Here is a 19,067-nt window from a genome sequence, read left to right as displayed (position 1 = left end):
GTGCTTATTCTCGGCAATGCTGGGACTGTGGCGCCCACCGCACTTTGCGTGACAGGTGGGCTCACAGCTGTTTCAGCGCACATGTTTTAGCGCAACCCCAACTTCGATGAGCAGTGTGGCCACTGGCCCCACCCTGAGCGGGCTTGAAGCATCTTGGCGCGCTTTGTCTGCTCAGCTGCGGAGGCCTGTGATGGCAAACCGCTTCCGCCAACTGACTTCCATGTGCTCACGGAGAACTGGTAAAGCCCGTGGTACAGACCATTGGATGACACGATGCTTGGGTTTCCACCTGATTCACACTGAGCCAGCTTTGACCAGACATCACCAGACACCGTTGAGGAGCCCGAAGATGAGGAATCAGAAGAACCCGAGGAGGAAGAGCCTGACGAAGAGGATCCTGGGGAGGAAGAACCTGACGAACTGGAGCTAGTCGCTTTCGGGGCTGGCGTTGGTGCGGGGCGTTCCTTCGTGCCCACAACCACCACACGCTTTTTAGCTTTCTTCTCAACCTCGTCATAGATCTTTTCTTTGGACTCTACGACGCCGTCAACCGTAACAATCTCGTACTTGCGGACGCGCTCACCCTTTTTCCCAGCGCTTTGAACAACCTTGGGGAGGTCTTCAAAGCGGGTGGAGTCCTTCTTTGTGACCGTTTTGAAGTCAATATCGGTCTTTTTGGTTTTTGTAGTGGTCTCAACACGTTGCACCACAATGGAGACAACACCGTCAGCGACGACACCCTCACGGGCAACATCAAGCGCAGATTCCTCTAACTCTTTGCCTTCTTCATCATCAGCAACCACTGATGTTGTGCCTTCAGGCAGGTGTTGGATCGACACCCGATCTTCTTCGCCCACCTCGATACCCTGGGCCGCGAGAATGTCAGACACCAAACCATGCCCACCGTCAGTCACAATGTTTTCGCCGTCAACCACGATGGCAACAGGGCCATCTTGGTCCAACCGCAACCCAACATCGAGACGTTCATCTGACCGGGAAGCCACAAGCGTGACGTCGTCCCCGCGTAGTGCATACGTGGTGAGGAGCTCGTTAGCGTCAAGAGCTGTCGTTTTAATGGTGATTTCTTCGCCCTCATTGTCGAGGGTTACTTCACGCTGGTAACGGACGGTGACTGTGTCACCTTCCGACAGGGATGCGGTGGATGCTGGAGCGACAACGTCACCGGAGTCGAGGGCAACACCTTTGTCTTCCAAGAGGCTGTCCACTGAACCAGCAAACGTGGTGAATGTTTCCACGTTGCCGTCGACGTCGAGCGTGATGGTTTTGTGGGCGGATGCGTACACTGCGCCTCCTGCGATCATCGCAGTGGTGAGGGCGCCGGTCAGGGCGAGTGCTACAGGCTTTTTCACAGAGTTCCAGACGTGGTCGTACCCGGGCACTGCGAACGAACGTACGGGGTTGCACCGTTGTCCTGTGTGTTCCTCGAAACTGTCCAGGTGTCGCGAGGAACTCATCGGGGCAGATTCTGCGCGCCCCACGATTCAGGTGTTCGTTACGCCGATCCGGCGGTCCGAGTCATGACCGTAACCCATTCGTTACCGACAGCGCTAGATTGTGGGGACGTAAAGGACGTCAAGATTAGGCAAAAAACACTGGTTGAATCGCAGGAAATCGGGGATTGTCTACTGAGTCACTCCGCGCATTTTTCAGCCATTGGCGCAACCTTTACGCGGAAACTATGCGCGTATTGGCGCTTATTACATGCCAGATTGTCAGTACCAGCCCTTAGCTTGGGAATGCGACCACGCCCCACATGGGGTGCCATAACGTCCTTGAATGTAGCCCAAGCCCCAGGTGATCTGGGTGCGCGCGTTCGTCCGCCAGTCAGCTCCAACGCTAGCCATTTTTGACCCTGGAAGTGACTGCGGAATGCCGTAAGCACTTGATGACGGGTTAGCTGCCGTGACGTTCCAGTTACTTTCTTTCTGCCACAGGTTCTCCAGGCACACCCATTGGTCGTTGCCCCAGCCCTTCTCTGCAACCATCGCCTTGCCAATGGCTTTGGCTTCAGAGGGGCTCACCACAGAGGTAGCCGGGTCGGCAACATCCATGGTGCCGATAGAGACAATTTCGTCCCGTGGCGCAATCAGCACCGACCGGGCAACAACGGTGCGTTCGGCTTCTTCCCCGTTCACTAACGACACCGCATACGTGGTGACTGCCTCGCCGACTCGCCCTGATTGAACAACCACTTTCTCGCCCTTAGGCATCGAGGAGTCTTCACGTTCGATAGTCTCGAACTTCAGCGTCTCTTTGATGGTGTCGGCCCCGGTCGAGGCGCGCCCCACGACGATTTCAACGTCGTTACTGAGGTTGGCATCGAGGTCAGGTGTCACCGTGTCACCTTCTTGGAGTACCACACCCATGTCCAAGAGCAGTTCACGAACCGTGGTGAGAGCCGTGACATTAGTGATTTCTTGTCCGTCAATGAGTACTGTGACTTCTTTGACGGTGGAGATCTTGACTACGTCGCGCCCCACCGCATCTGAGCGAGACGCCGACACTTCAGCGCCGCTCGTTCGCGTCCCTAACTCATCGAGGACTTCACCGACAGTGAGGGCCGTTGATTGCAGAACCTGGCGCTCTCCATCTATTTCTACATGGATTTCCTTGGCTGTTCGCACCAATACCCGGTCCCCATGCCCGATACGTTCGGTCAGCGCAGGGTACACCTGATCGTTCGTTGTCAGAGTCACTCCTTGGGCAGCTAGCGCTTCTTGCACGGTGCTGCCAAAAAATGCCACGTGATACTCCGTGCCGTCATAGTCCAACACAAAAGGGCGTTGATAGGCGGCATACGCAGCCGTTGTTCCGCACAGGAAAGCCACAATGACGATGCGCGCAATAAGCCGTGCTGCACGGCTTTGCGGGATCATGCGCATGGCTCTCCTGGGGAGTCGTCAGTGGTGGAGGGTGTTCTAGATCTTAAGGTACTGAAGTTTTGCGCTGGGGTCACTACCCGAACGGCAATACAGGATGAGGTGAACTCACCACGTGCCATATACGGCAAGGGTATTGCTCTCAACCTGACGGCATGCATCGACAAGCGATACGTCAAGCTGATCGGCGATTGTTCCCATAGTGAGAGGAATAAGGTACGGGGCATTTGGGCGCCCGCGGTGGGGGTGCGGTGTCAGGTAAGGCGCATCGGTTTCGACCAACACCCTACTGGGGGGCGTCACCCGCAACGCGCTACGAAGTTCATCATTGGCACGGAACGTCACGGGCCCAGCGAAAGACAGGTACCACCCATGCTCGGCAGCGACCTGAGCCATCGCGGTATCTCCTGAGTAGCAGTGAAACACGGTGCGGTCTGGGGCTCCGTCCTGCAACAGAATCTCTATCACGTCCTCGTGTGCGTCACGGTCGTGGATTTGTAGGGCAAGGTTCAACTCTTTAGCGAGGGCAATGTGGTCACGGAAAGCTTGGCGTTGTGTGGCGATGCCCGTTGGCCCCGCCCGGAAATAGTCCAGTCCCGTTTCGCCAATTGCTCGTATCCGAGGGTTTTTCGCGGCGATGCCCGCCACGGTTGCCAGCGCATCGTCAAGAGAAACACTGTGGTGCGAGGAATAATGCGGTTCTAACCCGTCAGGTCCCGTGTCAGCGGTGCGCGCATGGAGCGGGGTCTCATTGGGGTGAATGGCAATGGCGCCAAGAAGTTCACGGTGCTCAGTGACCAACTCATCTGTTGTCGCAATCCCGGGGAGATCACACCCCACCTGCACCATGCGGGTCACATTCACCGCAACAGCCTGATCAATGTATCCACGAGCCCCCACGTCAGGGGCTGCCTCAGTCAACACCCCAGGGATGGACTCAAGGTGAGTGTGGTTATCGATGACCGGGGCGGGCAGAGTCTCAGGGGCGTCAGGCCACGACAGGTCACGTTTCTTTGCCACAGGGGGCAACTCCTCACGATAGGGCAGGGCAAACAACAGAAAACTGCAGGTGGGGCGCAATAGCACCCCACCTGCAGTTCACGACCTACTTCGCTTCTGGTTCTTCGAGGCGGGGGAACAACACCGCTCCCTTGGTAATGACAGTGCCCACCGGAAGCTGCCCAAACCGTCCAGCGTCCGCGACCGGTTGCGCGTCTAAAGCACCCAAGTGTGCTTGTGCGCCGAGGGAATCCCACAACGCTGCCGATGCTTGCGGCATCACAGGGTTGAGCAACACTGCGAGCGCCCGCAGCCCTTCAGCGGCGGTGACAAGGATTGTTGCGAGGCGTCCACCTTGACCGGATTGCTCGGGGTCTTTGGCGACTTTCCATGGTTCTTGTTCGGTGATGTACATGTTCAGTGCATCAACGAGTGTCCAGGTCGCGTCGATGGCGCGGGTTGGTGAGATAGCGTCAATGGCTGCCTCAGCGTCCGTGACGGCTTGCAGGGCTACTTGTTCGACGTGGCGGTCAGCGTCGGTCAGTTCACCGGCTTGTGGGAGTTGACCGTCATAGTACTTGTTGACCATCGCTGCGAGGCGTGAGGCGAGGTTACCCCATCCGTTTGCGAGGGCCGCGTTGTACTGGGCGGACATGTCTTCCCAGGAGAATGAGCCGTCTTGACCAAATTGGATGGCGCGCATGAAGTAGTACCGGAACGCGTCGGACCCAAAGTGGTCGATGATGGTTGAGGGTGCGATTCCGGTGAGTTTTGTTTTACTCATTTTTTCGCCGCCGACCAGTAACCATCCGTGGGCGAATACGGTGGTTGGGAGGGGAAGTTTCGCGGCCATGAGCATTGCTGGCCAGATGACGGCGTGGAATCGCAGGATGTCTTTGCCGACCAGGTGCACGGATGCGGGCCAGAACTTTTCGAAGCGGGCTTGTGCTTCGGCGTTGTCGTCGCCCCAGCCGAGGGCGGTGACGTAGTTCAGGAGCGCATCGAACCACACGTACATGACGTGTTTGGTGTCCCATGGCACAGGGACCCCCCAGTCGAAGGTGGACCGGGAGATGGAGAGGTCCTGGAGGCCTTGTTTGACGAAGCCAATGACTTCGTTGCGTGCGGATGCTGGTTGCACAAATTCTGGGTGTTCCTCATACAGGGCGAGGAGGCGTTCACCGTAGGTGGAGAGGTTGAAGAAGTAGTTTTGTTCTGCGAGCATCTCGACGGGGCGTGAGTGGATGGAGCAGAGTTTCTCGCCCTCGTATTCGCCGGTGCCGTCGATGAGGTCTGCGGGGAGTTTGTATTCTTCGCACCCAACACAGTAGGGCCCCTCGTAGGAGCCTTCGTAAATGTCACCCTGGTCGTGTAGTTGCGAAATGAAGCGCTGTACTGCGGTTTCGTGGCGGGTGTCTGTGGTGCGGATGAAGTCGTCGTTGCGTGCATCAAGGGTGTCAAGGACTGGCAACCATGCCTCTTTGACCAAACGGTCAGCCCACTGTTGTGGGGTGACACCGTTTGCCTCAGCGGTGCGCATGACTTTCTGCCCGTGCTCGTCGGTTCCAGTGAGGAACCAAACGTCTTCTTGGCGTTGGCGGTGCCAACGTGTCATGACATCAGCCGCGACCGTCGTATATGCGTGCCCGATGTGTGGGGCATCGTTGACGTAGTAGATCGGGGTGGTCAGGTAGAAGGAGCTGTGTGCAGTGGCCATAGCACTTATCTTATGGGTTATGAGGTGCTGCTTGTGCCCTCAGTCCATGATTGTGGCGTGATGCTGAACGTGGTTAACCCATCCGTTCCGTGCACCGTGAGTTCTGTCATGTCAGCGGTGGTCTCAACCCACCCTAGGGGGCCTGTGGTGTCGGTGAGGATTTCTTGGGCGGTGAGTCGCTCGGTGTTGGTGCTTTGTGGGATGGGGATCCACCAGGCACGCCCGTCACCGCTCTGAGAAACGATAACGGCGAAGTCACCTGCGGTTATCGATGCCACATCACCGAACGGGGTGGGCTCAACGGTGTCAGGGGTGGGCGGGTTGTCTCCGTCCGAGTCAGCTTCACCGTCTGAGTCTGTGTCTGTGTCTGGGTTGGTATTGGTGTCAGTGTCGGTTTGTTGATCCTGCGGATCGGGGCTGGCTTCGTGTTCCCACTGCACAATGGGAGCCGTCAACCCAAGGCGCGATGCTGCACTGGCAGAGTCCTCCTCGGTGGTATTTTGCTCACCTTGGGTCTCTTCATCCCCCTGCGCGCCCTGGTTGTTTGAGCCTGTGTCTGTTCCTGCTGAACCTTGAGCTGCGTCCTGATCACTGGCATCGGCATCTGTGCTTTGAGTGTCAGGATCATCCTGACCGTCGCTGGCACTCTCCCTATTGTCAGTAGCGCCGGATTCGCCCTCGTTCGTGGCGCTCCCCGTGCTACCAGCTAACAGCGCACCCCGGTCAATGACGCGATCCCCCTCCATCAGTGGCCACCCATAATTTTCGCCACCACGAATAGAGTTCAACTCATCGGCATACTGACCGCCACGCTCAACAGCAAACATGTGGCCTTCATTCGCCCACGCAAAACTCACCACCTCATGGTGGCCGCTACTCCATATCGGAGAATCTGTTAACGGATTACTCTGCGGGATCACCCCATCAGTGCGGTAACGCAAAATTTTGCCAGCCAACGACTCAAGGTTCTGCGCCAAATCAGGTTGCCCCGCGTCCCCCACCGACACATACAAATACCCCTCCGGCCCGATGCCCAAAGCACCGCCGTTCACACCATTACCGGCCGGAAGGCCCTCAACGATGGTTCGCCCCTGATTGATGGTTTGCCCATCCCACGGCATCGCCAACACAGACGTTGTTGTCCCCGTGGACACCGTGAAGAAGACCGTTGCCGTCTCAATGGTGCCTTCCACGGCGATACCCATTACCCCGGCCACCCCAGCTTCAGTGCGCTCTACATCGGTCGCGATACGTTCACGCAACCCCGTTAACGTTTCACTGTCGACCTGCTGCTCACCAGTGTCATCAATCAGCCACAATGTGCCATCGCGTTCCACCGCCAGAACAGAGCCCGGTGACAACCGTGCCATCGCAACGGTGTCATCAACTGCAGGTGCAGAAACCGTGCTCACCGCATTCAGTGTGACTTCTGTTGGAATAGCAACAGACACGTCACCGCTTGCCCCTTCCTCAATACTTTCCGACGGCGAAGCACCAGTCGGGGAAGTCGTCTGCGGCTGCGAAGACTGCGCATCATCGGGGGTTCCACCACTACACGCCGAGGTGAAGAGCACTAGTGCAAGAGCGCCCCCCACCGCTGCCCGGCGCGCTTGACGGGCATGGCTGGGTGACGCCATCTGGTTCGCTGAAAACAGCGAAGAACGCGCGGACTGGTCAGAAGAAGAACCCCACAACAGCATGCCTCCAGCCTACCGGCAGAACTTTTCCCGCATCTTCCCCGTTCGATGCGCGAGCCCCGAGCTCCTTCTTTTCATTGCGGAACTTTCTCAAGCCCTGAGCCCACCAGCAGCATTAGATCGCATCGAGCAGCACAGGGCAGCGCGCCCCAGGAAAAACCAGCACATAGTTTCCTGATGAAAATAGGCAATGTCAGGCCAATGCGCCGTGCAACTTCTCGGGACGTAGCAGATTTCCTCCACCGGGCAGGCACGCCGCGAGTTCATATGACCTCCCATTCAGGGGCAAGCCGGGGCGGCAACACCAGCCGCGGCGGGGGCAGCCATTTTGGGGCAGCGCCAGAAGGGGTAAGTTGTTGGTATGACAGACACAGCCACCCGCGCCCTCATCGTTGTCGATGTCCAACCCACCTTCTGTGAAGGTGGCGCCCTAGCAGTAGAAGGCGGAAACGCCGTCGCGCAACGCATCGCCGAATTCGCTGCCACACACCACAGCGACTACGCGATCATCGCCACCACACAGGACTGGCACATCGAACCAGGCGACCACTTCTCTGACACCCCTGACTTCGTGGACTCTTGGCCACCACACGGTGTCGCAGGCACCGCCGAGGCGAACATCCACCCCGCGCTTGACGCGCTGAATCCCGCAATCAGCGTGAAAAAAGGACAATACGCCGCCGCATATTCAGGGTTCGAAGGCACCACCCCCGAGGGGCAACTACTTGTCGATGCGCTCCGCAACCACGGCATCACATCCGTCGACATTGTGGGCATAGCCGAATCCCACTGCGTCAAAGCCACGGCGCTCGACGCACATGCAGCAGGATTCACCACACGCGTCTTCACCGACCTCACCGTGCCCGTCACACCAGACCAAGGCGCAACCGCACGGGCAGAAATGGCTGCTGCAGGCATCGACCTGCAACCCAGCAACGCAAGCCACTAAGACCACACCCCCTTGCCGAGATCCTTACTTTCGGTGCGAGATCCTTACCCACACCAAGGATCTCGCACCGAAAGTAAGGATCTCGGCGTATGGGACCAAAGGCCGTCGCGTGCCACTCCCCACTCTCAACACAACAACAACTCCACCCACCACCTCTTTGATTAGGTCAAAACAGACACCGCAATCCTCAAGAACCGCCGCTTGACGCCGATGAGCACTGTGTAATGCCCTGTTCCATCTACACAGGAGACACCATGTTTCGACGGCTCCTCGCGGCGCTAGTCAGTGCAACACTGATTGCCGCGCTCGCAGCCTGCGGATCCAACGAAGGATCCGCCCAGAAAGCCGGTGTGGCGATGCCCACCACCACCTCTGATCGGTGGGTGAAGGACGGCGAAGCTGTCCAGGCACAATTGGAGGCGCTCGGTTACGACGTAACGATGCTGTACGCCGAAGACGACGTCCCCACCCAGGTAGAGCAGGTCGGCCAACTCATCGACGAAGGTGTTGAGCTGCTCATCATTGGTTCCGTGGACGGCACCGCACTGAAGGCTGAGTTGGATCGGGCTGAAGCCGCCGGCATACCCATCATCGCGTATGACCGCCTCATTCGTGATTCTGGTGCAGTGGACTACTACGCAACGTTCGATAACTTCCAAGTCGGTGTGCAGCAAGGCACCGCGCTCCTCCAAGGGTTAGGTGTTCTCGACGCCGCAGGCGCCCCCACAAACACCAATGACACGTTCAACGTCGAAGTTTTTGCCGGTTCACCAGATGACAATAACGCCACCGTTTTCTACAACGGTGCCATGTCTATCCTGCAACCATATTTCGACAACAACACCCTGAACATTCCTTCCGGTGAACTTGCGTTCGACACCGTTGCTATTCAAGCGTGGAGCGCCGAAACAGGCGGTCAGCGCATGGCTTCCCTCTTGTCAGGGAACAGCGACACCCTAGACGGTGTGCTTTCGCCCTATGACGGCATTTCTCGCGCGATCATCGATGAACTCAAAAACGTCGGTTACGGTACCGCCGCTAAACCACTGCCAACGGTAACTGGACAGGACGCCGAATTAGACTCAGTGAAATCCATTGTTGCTGGTGAGCAGGATTCCACCATTTACAAAGACACACGCCAACTCGCTGAAGTTGCGGTGTTGATGGGTCACCAAATTTTGCAGGGCCAAACCCCTGAAGTGAACGACACAGCAAGCTACGACAACGGTGTGAAAGTTATCCCGTCTTACCTGCTGTCTCCTCTCCTTGTGACCGCAGATAACTATCGTGCTGCCGTCGTTGAGACCGGCTACTACACCGAGGACCAACTGTCATGACATCTCAGAAAAAGCCTAGAAACTCGTGGTTCTGGGACCGTTCAGTTCGGTTCAAAATTTTGTCCACCGTCGTGGTGATGTCTACTCTCTTCGCCATTGTTGGCGGGTACGGTGGGATCGTCCTCTGGCGCGCCGGGCACAACCTCACTGAGGTCAACAACCTCACCGGTGTGCTGCAAGAAAACCTCAACGAACTGCGCACACTGCAAACAAAGAACCACCTCCTTGTGCGTCGCGCAGCAGCAGAAGGTAACCCGCAAGTCCGTGAGCAACTCATGACGTCGCTAGCGTGGACTGACACATCAGTGGATGAACTCATCACCGAGGTCAACACGTTCGAACAGTCTGCAACACCCCAGTGGGAAGAGTTCCAAAACCGTTGGACTGCGTGGGTTTCATTCCGCGACCAGACACTCGTTCCCCTCATTGATGAAGGTGACCTTGAAGGGTTCACCGCAGCGGTTGCCGGCCACTCAGCTGGTGACCCGGAGCAAGCTGGGCGTGTTCTGGAAATCGCAAAGGGCCAAATTGACCGCCAAGTCCAAGCAATCATGGACAACGCCCGCGCAGAAATTTCCTTCACAATTTTCGCTCTCCTTGGCGCGTTCATTGCCGCTGTGGGCCTTGGTGGCGTGATCGCTCTGAGCGTTACCCGCCGAATTTCTCGTGACCTCGACGCCGTGGTGGAATCCACCGAGGCGTTGGCTGCCGGTGACCTGACCCATGTGGTGCAACAAACCTCACGCGACGAAATCGGTCAAATGGTGGCGGCATTCAACACCGCCCAAATAAACCTACGTTCCGTCATTGGTTCTGTGGTTGACGCAGCTGGCACCGTAGGTAGCGCCTCTGAACAAATCACTGCATCCAACAGTCAGGTCGCATCAAGCGCTGAAGAAACGTCAGCGCAAGCCTCAGTTGTGGCAGCCGCCGCTGAAGAAGTCAACCGCAACGTGCAAACCGTTGCTGCAGGTGCCGAAGAAATGGAAGCATCAATCCGCGAAATCTCCGCGAACGCCGCAGAAGCTGCACGAGTTGCGGGTAACGCAGTGCGCGCATCGCAAACCACTGCTGAAACCATCTCAGCGCTTGGTGAGTCCAGCCAGGAAATCTCTGTGGTTGTCCAAACCATTACCTCCATCGCTGAGCAAACCAACCTTCTCGCTCTCAACGCCACCATCGAAGCTGCCCGCGCCGGCGACGCCGGTAAGGGCTTCGCCGTGGTCGCCTCCGAAGTGAAGGATCTCGCCGGAGAATCAGCACGAGCAGCTGAGGACGTTGCCCGCCGCATCGCCCTCGTGCAAGAGCAAACCGGCCAAGCGGTGACAGCAATCAGCGAAATCTCAGAGATCATCGCCTCCATCAACGACTACCAAATGACCATTGCGTCAGCGGTGGAGGAACAAACCGCCACCACCAACGAAATGTCACGATCCGTTGGAGAAGCCGCCTCCGGTTCGCACGAAATTGCCGCGAACATCGAAGGTGTGGCACAGGCAGCTGACGAATCATCAGCGACCGTTGTTGAACTGTCCAACACAGTCCAAGAACTCTCCATCGCGGCCCGTCGCCTACGTGACGAGGTCGCAACCTTCACCGTGTAATCCCGTGTGGTGCCGCGCCAACACAAGCCGGCACCACCGGAAACACCACCAGCTTGGGGCTGGGAGCATCACTGCTCCCAGCCCCCGCGTCGTTTTACGATGCCTGCCCTAACTCGTGTCCCAGCTACCGCGCCATAGTGGCGTACTCGCCACCAGCATCGAGAAGCTCACGGTGGGACCCGGTTTCCACTATCTTTCCGTCACGCATCACCACAATGCGATCTGCTCCGCGAATTGTTGACAACCTGTGGGCCACAACAAAAGTTGTGCGCCCAGCCATGAGGCGTTCCAGTGCTTCTTGGACGAGGCGTTCCGATTCGTTGTCCAACGCTGAGGTCGCCTCATCCAGGATCAGGATGCGCGGGTTGCGGATCAGTGCGCGCGCTATAGCGAGGCGTTGGCGTTGCCCACCAGAAAGCCGGGCTCCTCGCTCCCCGATCACGGCATCTAACCCGCCCATTTCTTCCACAAAACCAGCAGCGTTGGCGTCACGCAAAGATTGCCACACATCAGAATCCGGCAGATCAACAGACCCGTAGGTGACGTTGTCGCGCACGCTACCTTCAAAGAGGAGGGACTCTTGCGGTACAACGGCCATGTGTTTACGGAAGGAGCGTAGGTCAACGTCGCTCATGTCTTGACCATCAACGCGCAGTGTTCCACCTGTAGGGCTCAGGAAACCGATGACCATGTTGAGGATAGTTGATTTTCCTGACCCTGACGGCCCCACAAAAGCCACTGTTTCCCCTGCTGGGACCGCCAATGTGACGTTGTGGAGGGCGGGGGTGTCAGCGTCATCGTACTGGAAGGTGACGTTGTCGAACTCAACGTCCCCACGGACATCGTCCATTGAGGTTTTACCTTCGTTGCGTTCAAGTTCATCAGCAACAAGCACCTCACCCATGGACCGCACAGACTCCAACCCTTTGGCGATCATAGGCGCAAGGGTTAGGAGAACAGTGACGGAGCCCGTTAGCTGGATGAAGTACGTGGACAACATCACCACGTCACCAGCACTCACCCCAAACAGGCCGGTGTAAGCGGCGTACGCGGCACCCACAAGGCACGCAACAGAGAGCAACTGGAAGGTTATCCACGCCAGCGCACCAAACCGCCCGTTGAACACATCAAGGCGAATTCCTGCCTCACGGACGGTGACCAGGGTGGAGTCCAACCGGTCCAGTTCGCGGCGTTCAAGTGCGTGGGCTCGGGTGATGGGGATCAGGTGGGTCATCTCTGACACGCGGGCGGACATCGACTCAATGTGTTGACGGAACACCCGGTTCCGCGCTGTCATGCGTTTGCGCATGGCCACAATCAACGCCGCCGATGCGGGAACAGCCAAGAGGAAAATAGGCAAAAATTCTGGGGTGCGGATAGCGGTGATAACAAGCGCACCCACCATTGTGGTGACTGCACCCAGTGCTGAATCGAAGGTTTGCCGGGAGGATTCCACAACATTTTCGACGTCTCGCACAATTTTTGCTTGGAGCACACCGGCGCTCATTCGGCGGTGGTAACCAATGGATAACTCTTGGAGACGCTGCGCCAAAGCCATACGCAGCCCTGATTCGACGTTGCGCACTGACAGGGACAGCGCCTTAATGTACACGATAGAAATAGGCAGGTTTTGCGCGATGATCACCACAAGAATCGCAGTGATGATCCATAGTTCACGCAGGGGGCGCTGTTCCACCACGATGTCGATGATCATGGCGGTGAGTAGCGGCATCACCCATACCGGTGAGTGTTTGATGGCGTAGGCCGCTGCAGCCCCGGCTAGTTTCGCGCGTTCGGGGCGAAACAGGCGGGCGAGGGTGCGGACGGGGCGTTGCGGGTCGTACCACTCGTCGAGGCGGGGCACGTCACGGGCGGGGCGGGGGGCCGATGCGGAGGCAGGCATGGCATCTATTGTTCACCGAATCGGATCGATTCGATAGGGTTTTCGCAACCCCGCCCACACTATGCTCTACGGCCGAGATCCTAGATCTCGGCGCGACATCCTTGCTCAGGGCAGGGATCTCATGCCGAGATCTAGGATCTCGGCATGAGGAGAGGAGAGGGGAGGGAGAGGGAAAGGGAGAGGGAAAGGGAGAGGAGGTTAGGAGATGAGCCCTTGGTAAATCTCACGCTTCGATATCCCCGTTTCTGCAGCAACGAGCGCGGCGGCGTCTTTTGTTCGTTCCCCAGCATCCGCCAGCAAACGTGCTCGGGTGATTGCGTCGTCGAGGCTGACACCTGGGGTGGGTTCTGCCCCAGCAACCACGAGGACAATTTCGCCTTTGAAACGCCCTTCAGCTGCTTGTGCAGCGAGATCGCTGAGGGACGCTCGGACAACTTCTTCGTAGGTTTTGGTGAGTTCGCGACATAAGGCTGCGCGGCGTTGCGAGCCGAATGCTTGTGCGAGATCGGCAAGGGAGTCATCGACGCGGTGGGTGGCTTCGAAGAAGACCATGGTGCGTGGTTCTGTGGCGAGTGCTGCGAGTGTTTTGCGGCGGTCAGAGGGTTTGCGTGGGAGGAAACCTTCGAACGTGAACCTGTCGGTGGGGAGCCCGGCAAGCGCGAGGGCGGTGAGGACTGCGGAGGGGCCAGGTACGGCGGTGACGGTGATGTCGCGTTCGATGGCGCGTTCCACGATTCGGTATCCGGGGTCGGAGACCAGTGGCATTCCGGCGTCGGTGACCACAAGCACATCGTGGCCGTTCTCGATATTATCGAGCAGTTGGTCTGCTTTAGACGTTTCATTGTGTTCGTGGTAGGACACGATGCGCCCGGTGACGGTGATGTTCAGGCGGGTGGCGAGGTCGCGGAGTCGGCGGGTGTCCTCGGCGGCGATCACGGGTGATGTTTCGAGGAGTTCGCGCAGGCGCATGGAGGCGTCTTGGTGGTTGCCAATGGGGGTTGCGGCAAGGATGAGGCGTGCGGTCATGTCTCAACTGTGCCATGTCGTCGGGGTGTGCGGCGGCACTTGTCGCCTACGATTGCAGGCGTGAACGGTTCAGGTACTGCACAGTCGCCGGGTGAGGGTTCAGCGCATCGCGCTGCGCCACCGTCAGGGGTTTCCCCAGATCACGCTCGTGAAGCCCCTGGGGCGGATGGTTTTGATCCGTTGCCGGTAGTCATTGAGGACCCTGTTGTGGTGGCGCGTCGGCGTTTATTTTCGTCGCGTCAGCTTGCAATGTTTGATGCAACGGGCTCAATGCGCTTGTGGGGCTGGTTAGCTCCGGTGCTGGTGGGTGTGGTGGGCGGACTGCTGCGCTTCATCCGCTTGGGGTCGCCGAATTCACTTGTCTTTGACGAGACCTATTACGTGAAAGGCGCATACACGCTACTGCGCAACGGGTTTGAGAACGACTGGCCTAAAGAGATTGATGACACGTGGAACGCTGGCTTCCTGAATGTGTATTTGCCTGAGGCCGACTATGTGGTGCACCCGCCGCTCGGTAAGTGGATGATTGCTGCCGGGATGTTCCCTGATCCGAGTAACCCATTTTTTTGGCGGTTTTCTGCGGCATTGGCAGGGACGCTAGCGATCATTATGGTGGCGTTGTCGGTCCGGTACATGCTGGGCTCCACAGCCTGGGGCGTGGTCGCGGGTGGTTTGTTTGCCCTTGATGGTGTGGGGATTGTGCATGCTCGCACGGGGTTGTTGGATTCTTTTTTGATGTTCTGGGTGGTGGTGGCGTTTGTGCTGCTCCTGCGGGATCGTCATGTGCGGCGGATGCGGTTGGCCCGGTTGTGGGTTACTCCACCGCCGTCGGTGGCTAACGCCGATGCTTCTGCTCTGTCTGCTGCTGGTAGCCCCTTTGGTCCGTGGTTGGGGTGGACGAGGTGGCGCGTGCTGGCGGCTTTGGCGTTGGGGTTGGCGTGTGGGGTGAAGTGGTCTGGCCTGTATTTTCTTGCGGTGTTTTGTGTGATGGCGGTGCTGTGGGATGCTCAGGCGCGGCGCACTGTGGGTGTGCCGCGGTGGTTTGTGGGTGCATTGTGGCGTGATGCTATTCCATCTGCGGTGGTGATGCTTCCTACTGCGGCTGTGGGGTACTTGTTGGCTTGGACGTCGTGGTTCGCCAATTCACAGTCTTATGGCCGTTTGTGGCATGTGGAAAACCCTGCGGACTATCCGGGGTGGTTTCCGCAGTGGGTGGAGAGCATCACTGATGTTGCCCGGTCGTTTGTGCACTACCACCAGACCATGTGGACTTTTCATACGGGGTTGAGTGCAGACCACCAGTATGAAGCTCAAGCGTGGGGCTGGTTGTTGCAGATTCGCCCTACGTCTTTTTATTGGCAGAAGGGTGCGGAGGGCGACCTCGATTGTTTTGGTAGCCAATGTGCGACAGCTATCACCTCGATTGGTAATCCGCTGGTGTGGTGGCTTGCTACGGCCGGTGTGGTGTTTTGCGTGTACCGGTTGTTGCGCAAGGGTGACTGGGTGGCTGGTGTGGTGGTTGCTGGGCTTCTCGCCGGGTGGGTCCCTTGGTTGTTTTTCCCTGAACGCACAACGTTCACGTTTTACACCATTGCTATTGCCCCATTTATGTATGTGGCGGTGACGTATTGGGCGTACCGTGTGTGGCGGTGGAGTCGGCGCTCACCGCGCCGTGATTGGGCGCGGCAATTCCTCATCGGTATTGCGGTGATGATTGTGGTGATTTCAGTGTTCTATTACCCGATTTGGACGGCCATTGCGGTGCCGTACGAGTTCTGGAATGCCCACATGTGGTTTCCTAGTTGGATTTAACTCTCGCGGCGAACTGTGCCATGACGTCACGCCACCAGGTGCGCCACTCTTGGCGGGCATCGTCATCGAGGGTGAGTGGTGTTGTTTTTGATGCTTGGGCCGCGAACTTGCCGTCTGAGGCTTGCCCGAGGGCACGTAAGCCCCGGTGTTGCTCATAGGTGATAGCAACTTTTTGCGCCCACCACTGGGGGTTGTCGACATCTTCTGGCATGAGTTCTAGGGCCGTTTGGGCGATGCCCGGGTGGGGCATTGTTGCGCATGCCCGGGCATCGAGTAGCTCTAGCCACTGGTCCCACAGACGGCGTGTGGAACGTTCCAGTGCATGTGGGGTGGGGTGGTTATCCAAGGATTCGTCGCATCCAGGCGAGGCGTTCACCAGCATATGGCGGGTACACCATGCGCATCGTATCTGGGCTCAATGGTTTAGAAACAACCGGCTTGAGGTGGGAGAACGTGTCAAAGGAGAACCGGCCGTGGTAGCCCCCCATCCCTGATTCACCAACACCACCGAAGGGTAATTCTGTGGCGGCGACGTGCCCAATGGGCAACCCAAACGTCAGGGCCCCAGAGCTGGTGTCACGCAGGAATGCCCGGCGCACTTCGCGGCGCTCAGAGAACACGTAGAGAGCGAGCGGTTTTTCGCGGGTGTTGATTTCGTTGATTGCTTCTTTGGGCCCGTCAACAATACGGATGGGCAAGATGGGGCCAAAGATTTCTTCGCCCATGATGGAAGCATCGTGGGGAACATCAACGGCGATAACCGGGTCGAGGTGGCAAGTTTGCCGGTCATTGTCCTGGGTGCTGATGACCTTCACACCGCGCTCGGTGAGGTCGGTGATGTGCGCGTGGAGCCGGTCATAGTGGCGTTCGTTAATGATTTTGCCGTATGCCTCATTAAGGCGTGGCACTGGCCCGTAGAGGCGTTGCAGCGAGTTCTCCAGGTGCACAACAAGGGCGTCAGCCACATGGCGTTGCGCCAAGATATAGTCCGGGGCTACGCACGTTTGCCCAGCATTGGTGAACTTTCCCCACACAATGCGGTCCGCTGCTGTTTCTAGGTCAACGGAGTCGTCAATGTAGAGCGGTGATTTTCCGCCAAGTTCTAGGGTGACGGGGGTGAGGTGTTCCGCCGCAGCGCGCATCACGATGCGCCCCACCGTTGCGTTGCCAGTGTAGAAAATGTGGTCAAAGCGTTGGGCAAGGAGCTGCGTAGTTTCTTCCACTCCCCCTTCAACAACTGCCACAGCCCGAGAATCAAGGTATTGCGGGATGAGTTCAGCCAGGAGGTGGGCACTTGCTGGGGCTACTTCGCTAGGTTTAAGGAGTACCGCGTTGCCTGCTGCGATGGCGCCAATCGCGGGGGCGAGAAGCAACTGAACGGGGTAATTCCAGGGCGCGATGATGAGAGCAACACCAAGAGGCTCAGCAACCGAATAGGTGATGGCGGGCAACAACGCAACGTTCGGGGTGACATACCGGGGTTTGGTCCACCGTTTAAGGTTTTTCACGGTGTGCCGGATTTCGTTCTTGAGGAACGACGTTTCTGTCAGGTATGCCTCGATGGGGTGTTTCCCGAGGTCCGCGGCCAGCGCATCGGCGATGCGGTCTTCGTGTTCGGTGAGCAGCTTGTCGAGTTGCTCCAGTTGGTGCGTGCGCCAAGCCAGTGGCTTAGTCACCCCAGCGTCGAAGGTTTCGCGCAAGGTGTGGACTGTGGTGGGGATGTGCGTGTCGTGGGTCTGCGTGTCGCTCATGCCCTTTACGCTACCGGCAGTTTCACCGTGCCGCGGCTTGTCCGGGGTTTTGGTACCTCACGTGGTGTTTTATGGACGCCGCAGCGCGGTTATACGGTGACGCGGTTATAGGAAGCGGTTATACGGCGCGGCGGCGAGCAAGGATGGAGTTCAGGTCCAAACCAAGCGAATCTGGGCGTTCGTGCTCCGGGTCGAACTCGCTAGCGGCTACGCCACCATCCGATGGGTCAGTGGGGCGGCTTGTGCTGTCAGCAGCAATTGCGGCCAGACGCGCAGCGGTGAGTTGTTGCAGTTCCTGGGTGATCCCTGGTGGTTCCCAACTGGGAGCCGCCGCTTTGAGGGTGTACACCGGTGGCGGCACGGGAACGGCCTGCCATGGCGCGGCGGTTGCAGGTTCCTGGGCGGGCGCATCGTGCTCTGTTGGGCGCTGGGGCGCCTGCTGGCGCCCGGAAGCGTCTGAACGTTGAGGTGATTGCGCACGGGCATCCGAGGTAGGAGTCGCTGTTTCTTTGTTCCCACTTGATGCAGCATCGCGAGCCTGGCGAGACGAACTACGCGGCGCGGCGACAGGTGACCGCGCTGAGGTTGCACTGACATCAGCTGACACAGCACTACCTGTGCGGTGGGTACTTGCAACGTACTGGATTTCCGCCCGCGACAATGCCGAGGTCGCTACGTCTTCTCCGCGCTGGGTGGCACGCACACGTTGCGCGGCGATGCGCGCCTCCGTAGGTGTCATAGCGTCACGGTGAGCGGTGGTGTTGCGGGACCGGGGGCGCTCAGAACGCCCACGTTGGCGTTGCGCCCACTCGCGGTCCACACGCTGCTGGGTGATCACTGCCCGGCGCCCAAGAACAAGAACAGTGACAAACAACGATGCCGGGAGCAGAATAACGCCCCACGGCATAGTGGTGACGTTTGCCAGCACGGCACACATAATCGTCAGAGCAAGCAGAGTCGCGGTGAGCAGCGCCCGACGGCGGGCAGCAGCACCGCGTCGAGCAAGCATCGCTTCGCGAGCAGGGTCAGGTGATCGGTCGGTGACCATGCCTGCTCCTTCCAAGTGCAGCGCGGCTTTCATGTGAATGCCGTGAGGTGGGGTTGCCACTGATTTTAGGCGGTCGTGGCTGTGCGGCTCCACGGCCTCATGTGGGTCAACAACCGCCAAAATCCGCAGATCCTTGGAATAACGGTCGTCAACCCGGGTGTCTCGCGCGTTGAGCCTGGAGCGCATTGCGTGAGGCGCTAAGTAGACAGCCCACAGTCCCACCATAAGCAGGATGACGATGACTGAGGGTGACTCCACACCGATCACGGTATGTCAATGGGGCACACAGCGCGGGCATCTCCTGCGGTGTGTCGGAGGCGTTGT

The 19,067-nt window shown here is 58.3% G+C and carries 14 protein-coding genes; 4 read left to right on the top strand and 10 right to left on the bottom strand.

The features are described 5' to 3' along the window. Nucleotides 1-86: 86 nt before the first annotated feature. The 5 genes from G538_RS0104045 to G538_RS17215 form a co-directional block, all read right to left on the bottom strand. Entirely contained in the window at nucleotides 87-1,475 is a 1,389-nt protein-coding gene (locus tag G538_RS0104045; protein ID WP_051196559.1) for a resuscitation-promoting factor, read from the bottom strand. Between the two features lie 258 nt (nucleotides 1,476-1,733). Then, entirely contained in the window at nucleotides 1,734-2,903 is a 1,170-nt protein-coding gene (locus G538_RS0104040) for a resuscitation-promoting factor (protein ID WP_029068315.1), read from the bottom strand. Between the two features lie 105 nt (nucleotides 2,904-3,008). Continuing rightward, nucleotides 3,009-3,920: a TatD family hydrolase gene (locus G538_RS0104035; protein ID WP_029068314.1), complete on the bottom strand. Its 912-nt coding sequence runs from the start codon at nucleotides 3,918-3,920 to the stop codon at nucleotides 3,009-3,011. Between the two features lie 85 nt (nucleotides 3,921-4,005). After that, on the bottom strand, nucleotides 4,006-5,616 hold the full coding sequence (gene metG / locus G538_RS0104030; RefSeq protein WP_029068313.1) for a methionine--tRNA ligase: 1,611 nt from the start codon (nucleotides 5,614-5,616) through the stop codon (nucleotides 4,006-4,008). Nucleotides 5,617-5,633: 17 nt separating this feature from the next. After that, the gene (locus tag G538_RS17215) at nucleotides 5,634-7,316 is read right to left on the bottom strand and encodes a PQQ-dependent sugar dehydrogenase (RefSeq protein WP_051196558.1); all 1,683 of its coding nucleotides are present in this window, start codon (nucleotides 7,314-7,316) and stop codon (nucleotides 5,634-5,636) included. Nucleotides 7,317-7,674: 358 nt separating this feature from the next. On the opposite strand from G538_RS17215, the gene G538_RS0104020 reads away from it, so the two are divergent. The 3 genes from G538_RS0104020 (at nucleotide 7,675) to G538_RS0104010 (ending at nucleotide 11,203) form a co-directional block, all read left to right on the top strand. Continuing rightward, complete coding sequence (locus G538_RS0104020; protein ID WP_029068312.1) at nucleotides 7,675-8,262, top strand: isochorismatase family protein; 588 nt, start codon at nucleotides 7,675-7,677, stop codon at nucleotides 8,260-8,262. A 254-nt stretch (nucleotides 8,263-8,516) separates the two neighbouring features. After that, on the top strand, nucleotides 8,517-9,599 hold the full coding sequence (gene chvE, locus G538_RS0104015; RefSeq protein ID WP_029068311.1) for a multiple monosaccharide ABC transporter substrate-binding protein: 1,083 nt from the start codon (nucleotides 8,517-8,519) through the stop codon (nucleotides 9,597-9,599). Next, entirely contained in the window at nucleotides 9,596-11,203 is a 1,608-nt protein-coding gene (locus G538_RS0104010; RefSeq protein WP_029068310.1) for a HAMP domain-containing methyl-accepting chemotaxis protein, read from the top strand. The genes chvE and G538_RS0104010 overlap by 4 nt, the downstream gene beginning before the upstream one ends. A gap of 124 nt (nucleotides 11,204-11,327) precedes the next feature. Here the strand turns inward: G538_RS0104010 and G538_RS0104005 are convergent, their stop codons facing one another. Together G538_RS0104005 and rsmI are read right to left on the bottom strand one after the other, a co-directional pair. After that, the gene (locus G538_RS0104005; protein ID WP_051196557.1) at nucleotides 11,328-13,106 is read right to left on the bottom strand and encodes an ABC transporter ATP-binding protein; all 1,779 of its coding nucleotides are present in this window, start codon (nucleotides 13,104-13,106) and stop codon (nucleotides 11,328-11,330) included. Nucleotides 13,107-13,304: 198 nt separating this feature from the next. Further along, the gene (gene rsmI / locus G538_RS0104000) at nucleotides 13,305-14,132 is read right to left on the bottom strand and encodes a 16S rRNA (cytidine(1402)-2'-O)-methyltransferase (protein WP_029068308.1); all 828 of its coding nucleotides are present in this window, start codon (nucleotides 14,130-14,132) and stop codon (nucleotides 13,305-13,307) included. Nucleotides 14,133-14,192: 60 nt separating this feature from the next. On the opposite strand from rsmI, the gene G538_RS0103995 reads away from it, so the two are divergent. Next, nucleotides 14,193-15,944: a dolichyl-phosphate-mannose--protein mannosyltransferase gene (locus G538_RS0103995; RefSeq protein WP_051196556.1), complete on the top strand. Its 1,752-nt coding sequence runs from the start codon at nucleotides 14,193-14,195 to the stop codon at nucleotides 15,942-15,944. Here the strand turns inward: G538_RS0103995 and G538_RS14955 are convergent. From G538_RS14955 to G538_RS0103980, 3 genes are all read right to left on the bottom strand, one after another. Further along, on the bottom strand, nucleotides 15,931-16,290 hold the full coding sequence (locus G538_RS14955) for a hypothetical protein (RefSeq protein WP_169514088.1): 360 nt from the start codon (nucleotides 16,288-16,290) through the stop codon (nucleotides 15,931-15,933). The two genes, G538_RS0103995 and G538_RS14955, sit on opposite strands and share 14 nt — an antisense overlap. After that, entirely contained in the window at nucleotides 16,283-17,695 is a 1,413-nt protein-coding gene (locus tag G538_RS0103985; RefSeq protein WP_029068306.1) for an aldehyde dehydrogenase family protein, read from the bottom strand. Before G538_RS0103985 ends, G538_RS14955 begins: the two co-directional genes overlap by 8 nt. 118 nt (nucleotides 17,696-17,813) lie before the next feature. Next, complete coding sequence (locus G538_RS0103980; protein ID WP_157544291.1) at nucleotides 17,814-19,001, bottom strand: hypothetical protein; 1,188 nt, start codon at nucleotides 18,999-19,001, stop codon at nucleotides 17,814-17,816. Nucleotides 19,002-19,067: the final 66 nt, after the last annotated feature.

It is taken from the genome of Jonesia quinghaiensis DSM 15701 (assembly GCF_000423205.1).
In the GTDB taxonomy this organism is placed as follows: domain Bacteria; phylum Actinomycetota; class Actinomycetes; order Actinomycetales; family Cellulomonadaceae; genus Jonesia; species Jonesia quinghaiensis.
Note: the sequence above shows the minus strand (reverse complement) of the source record. Positions and strands in the feature narration are given on the sequence as shown.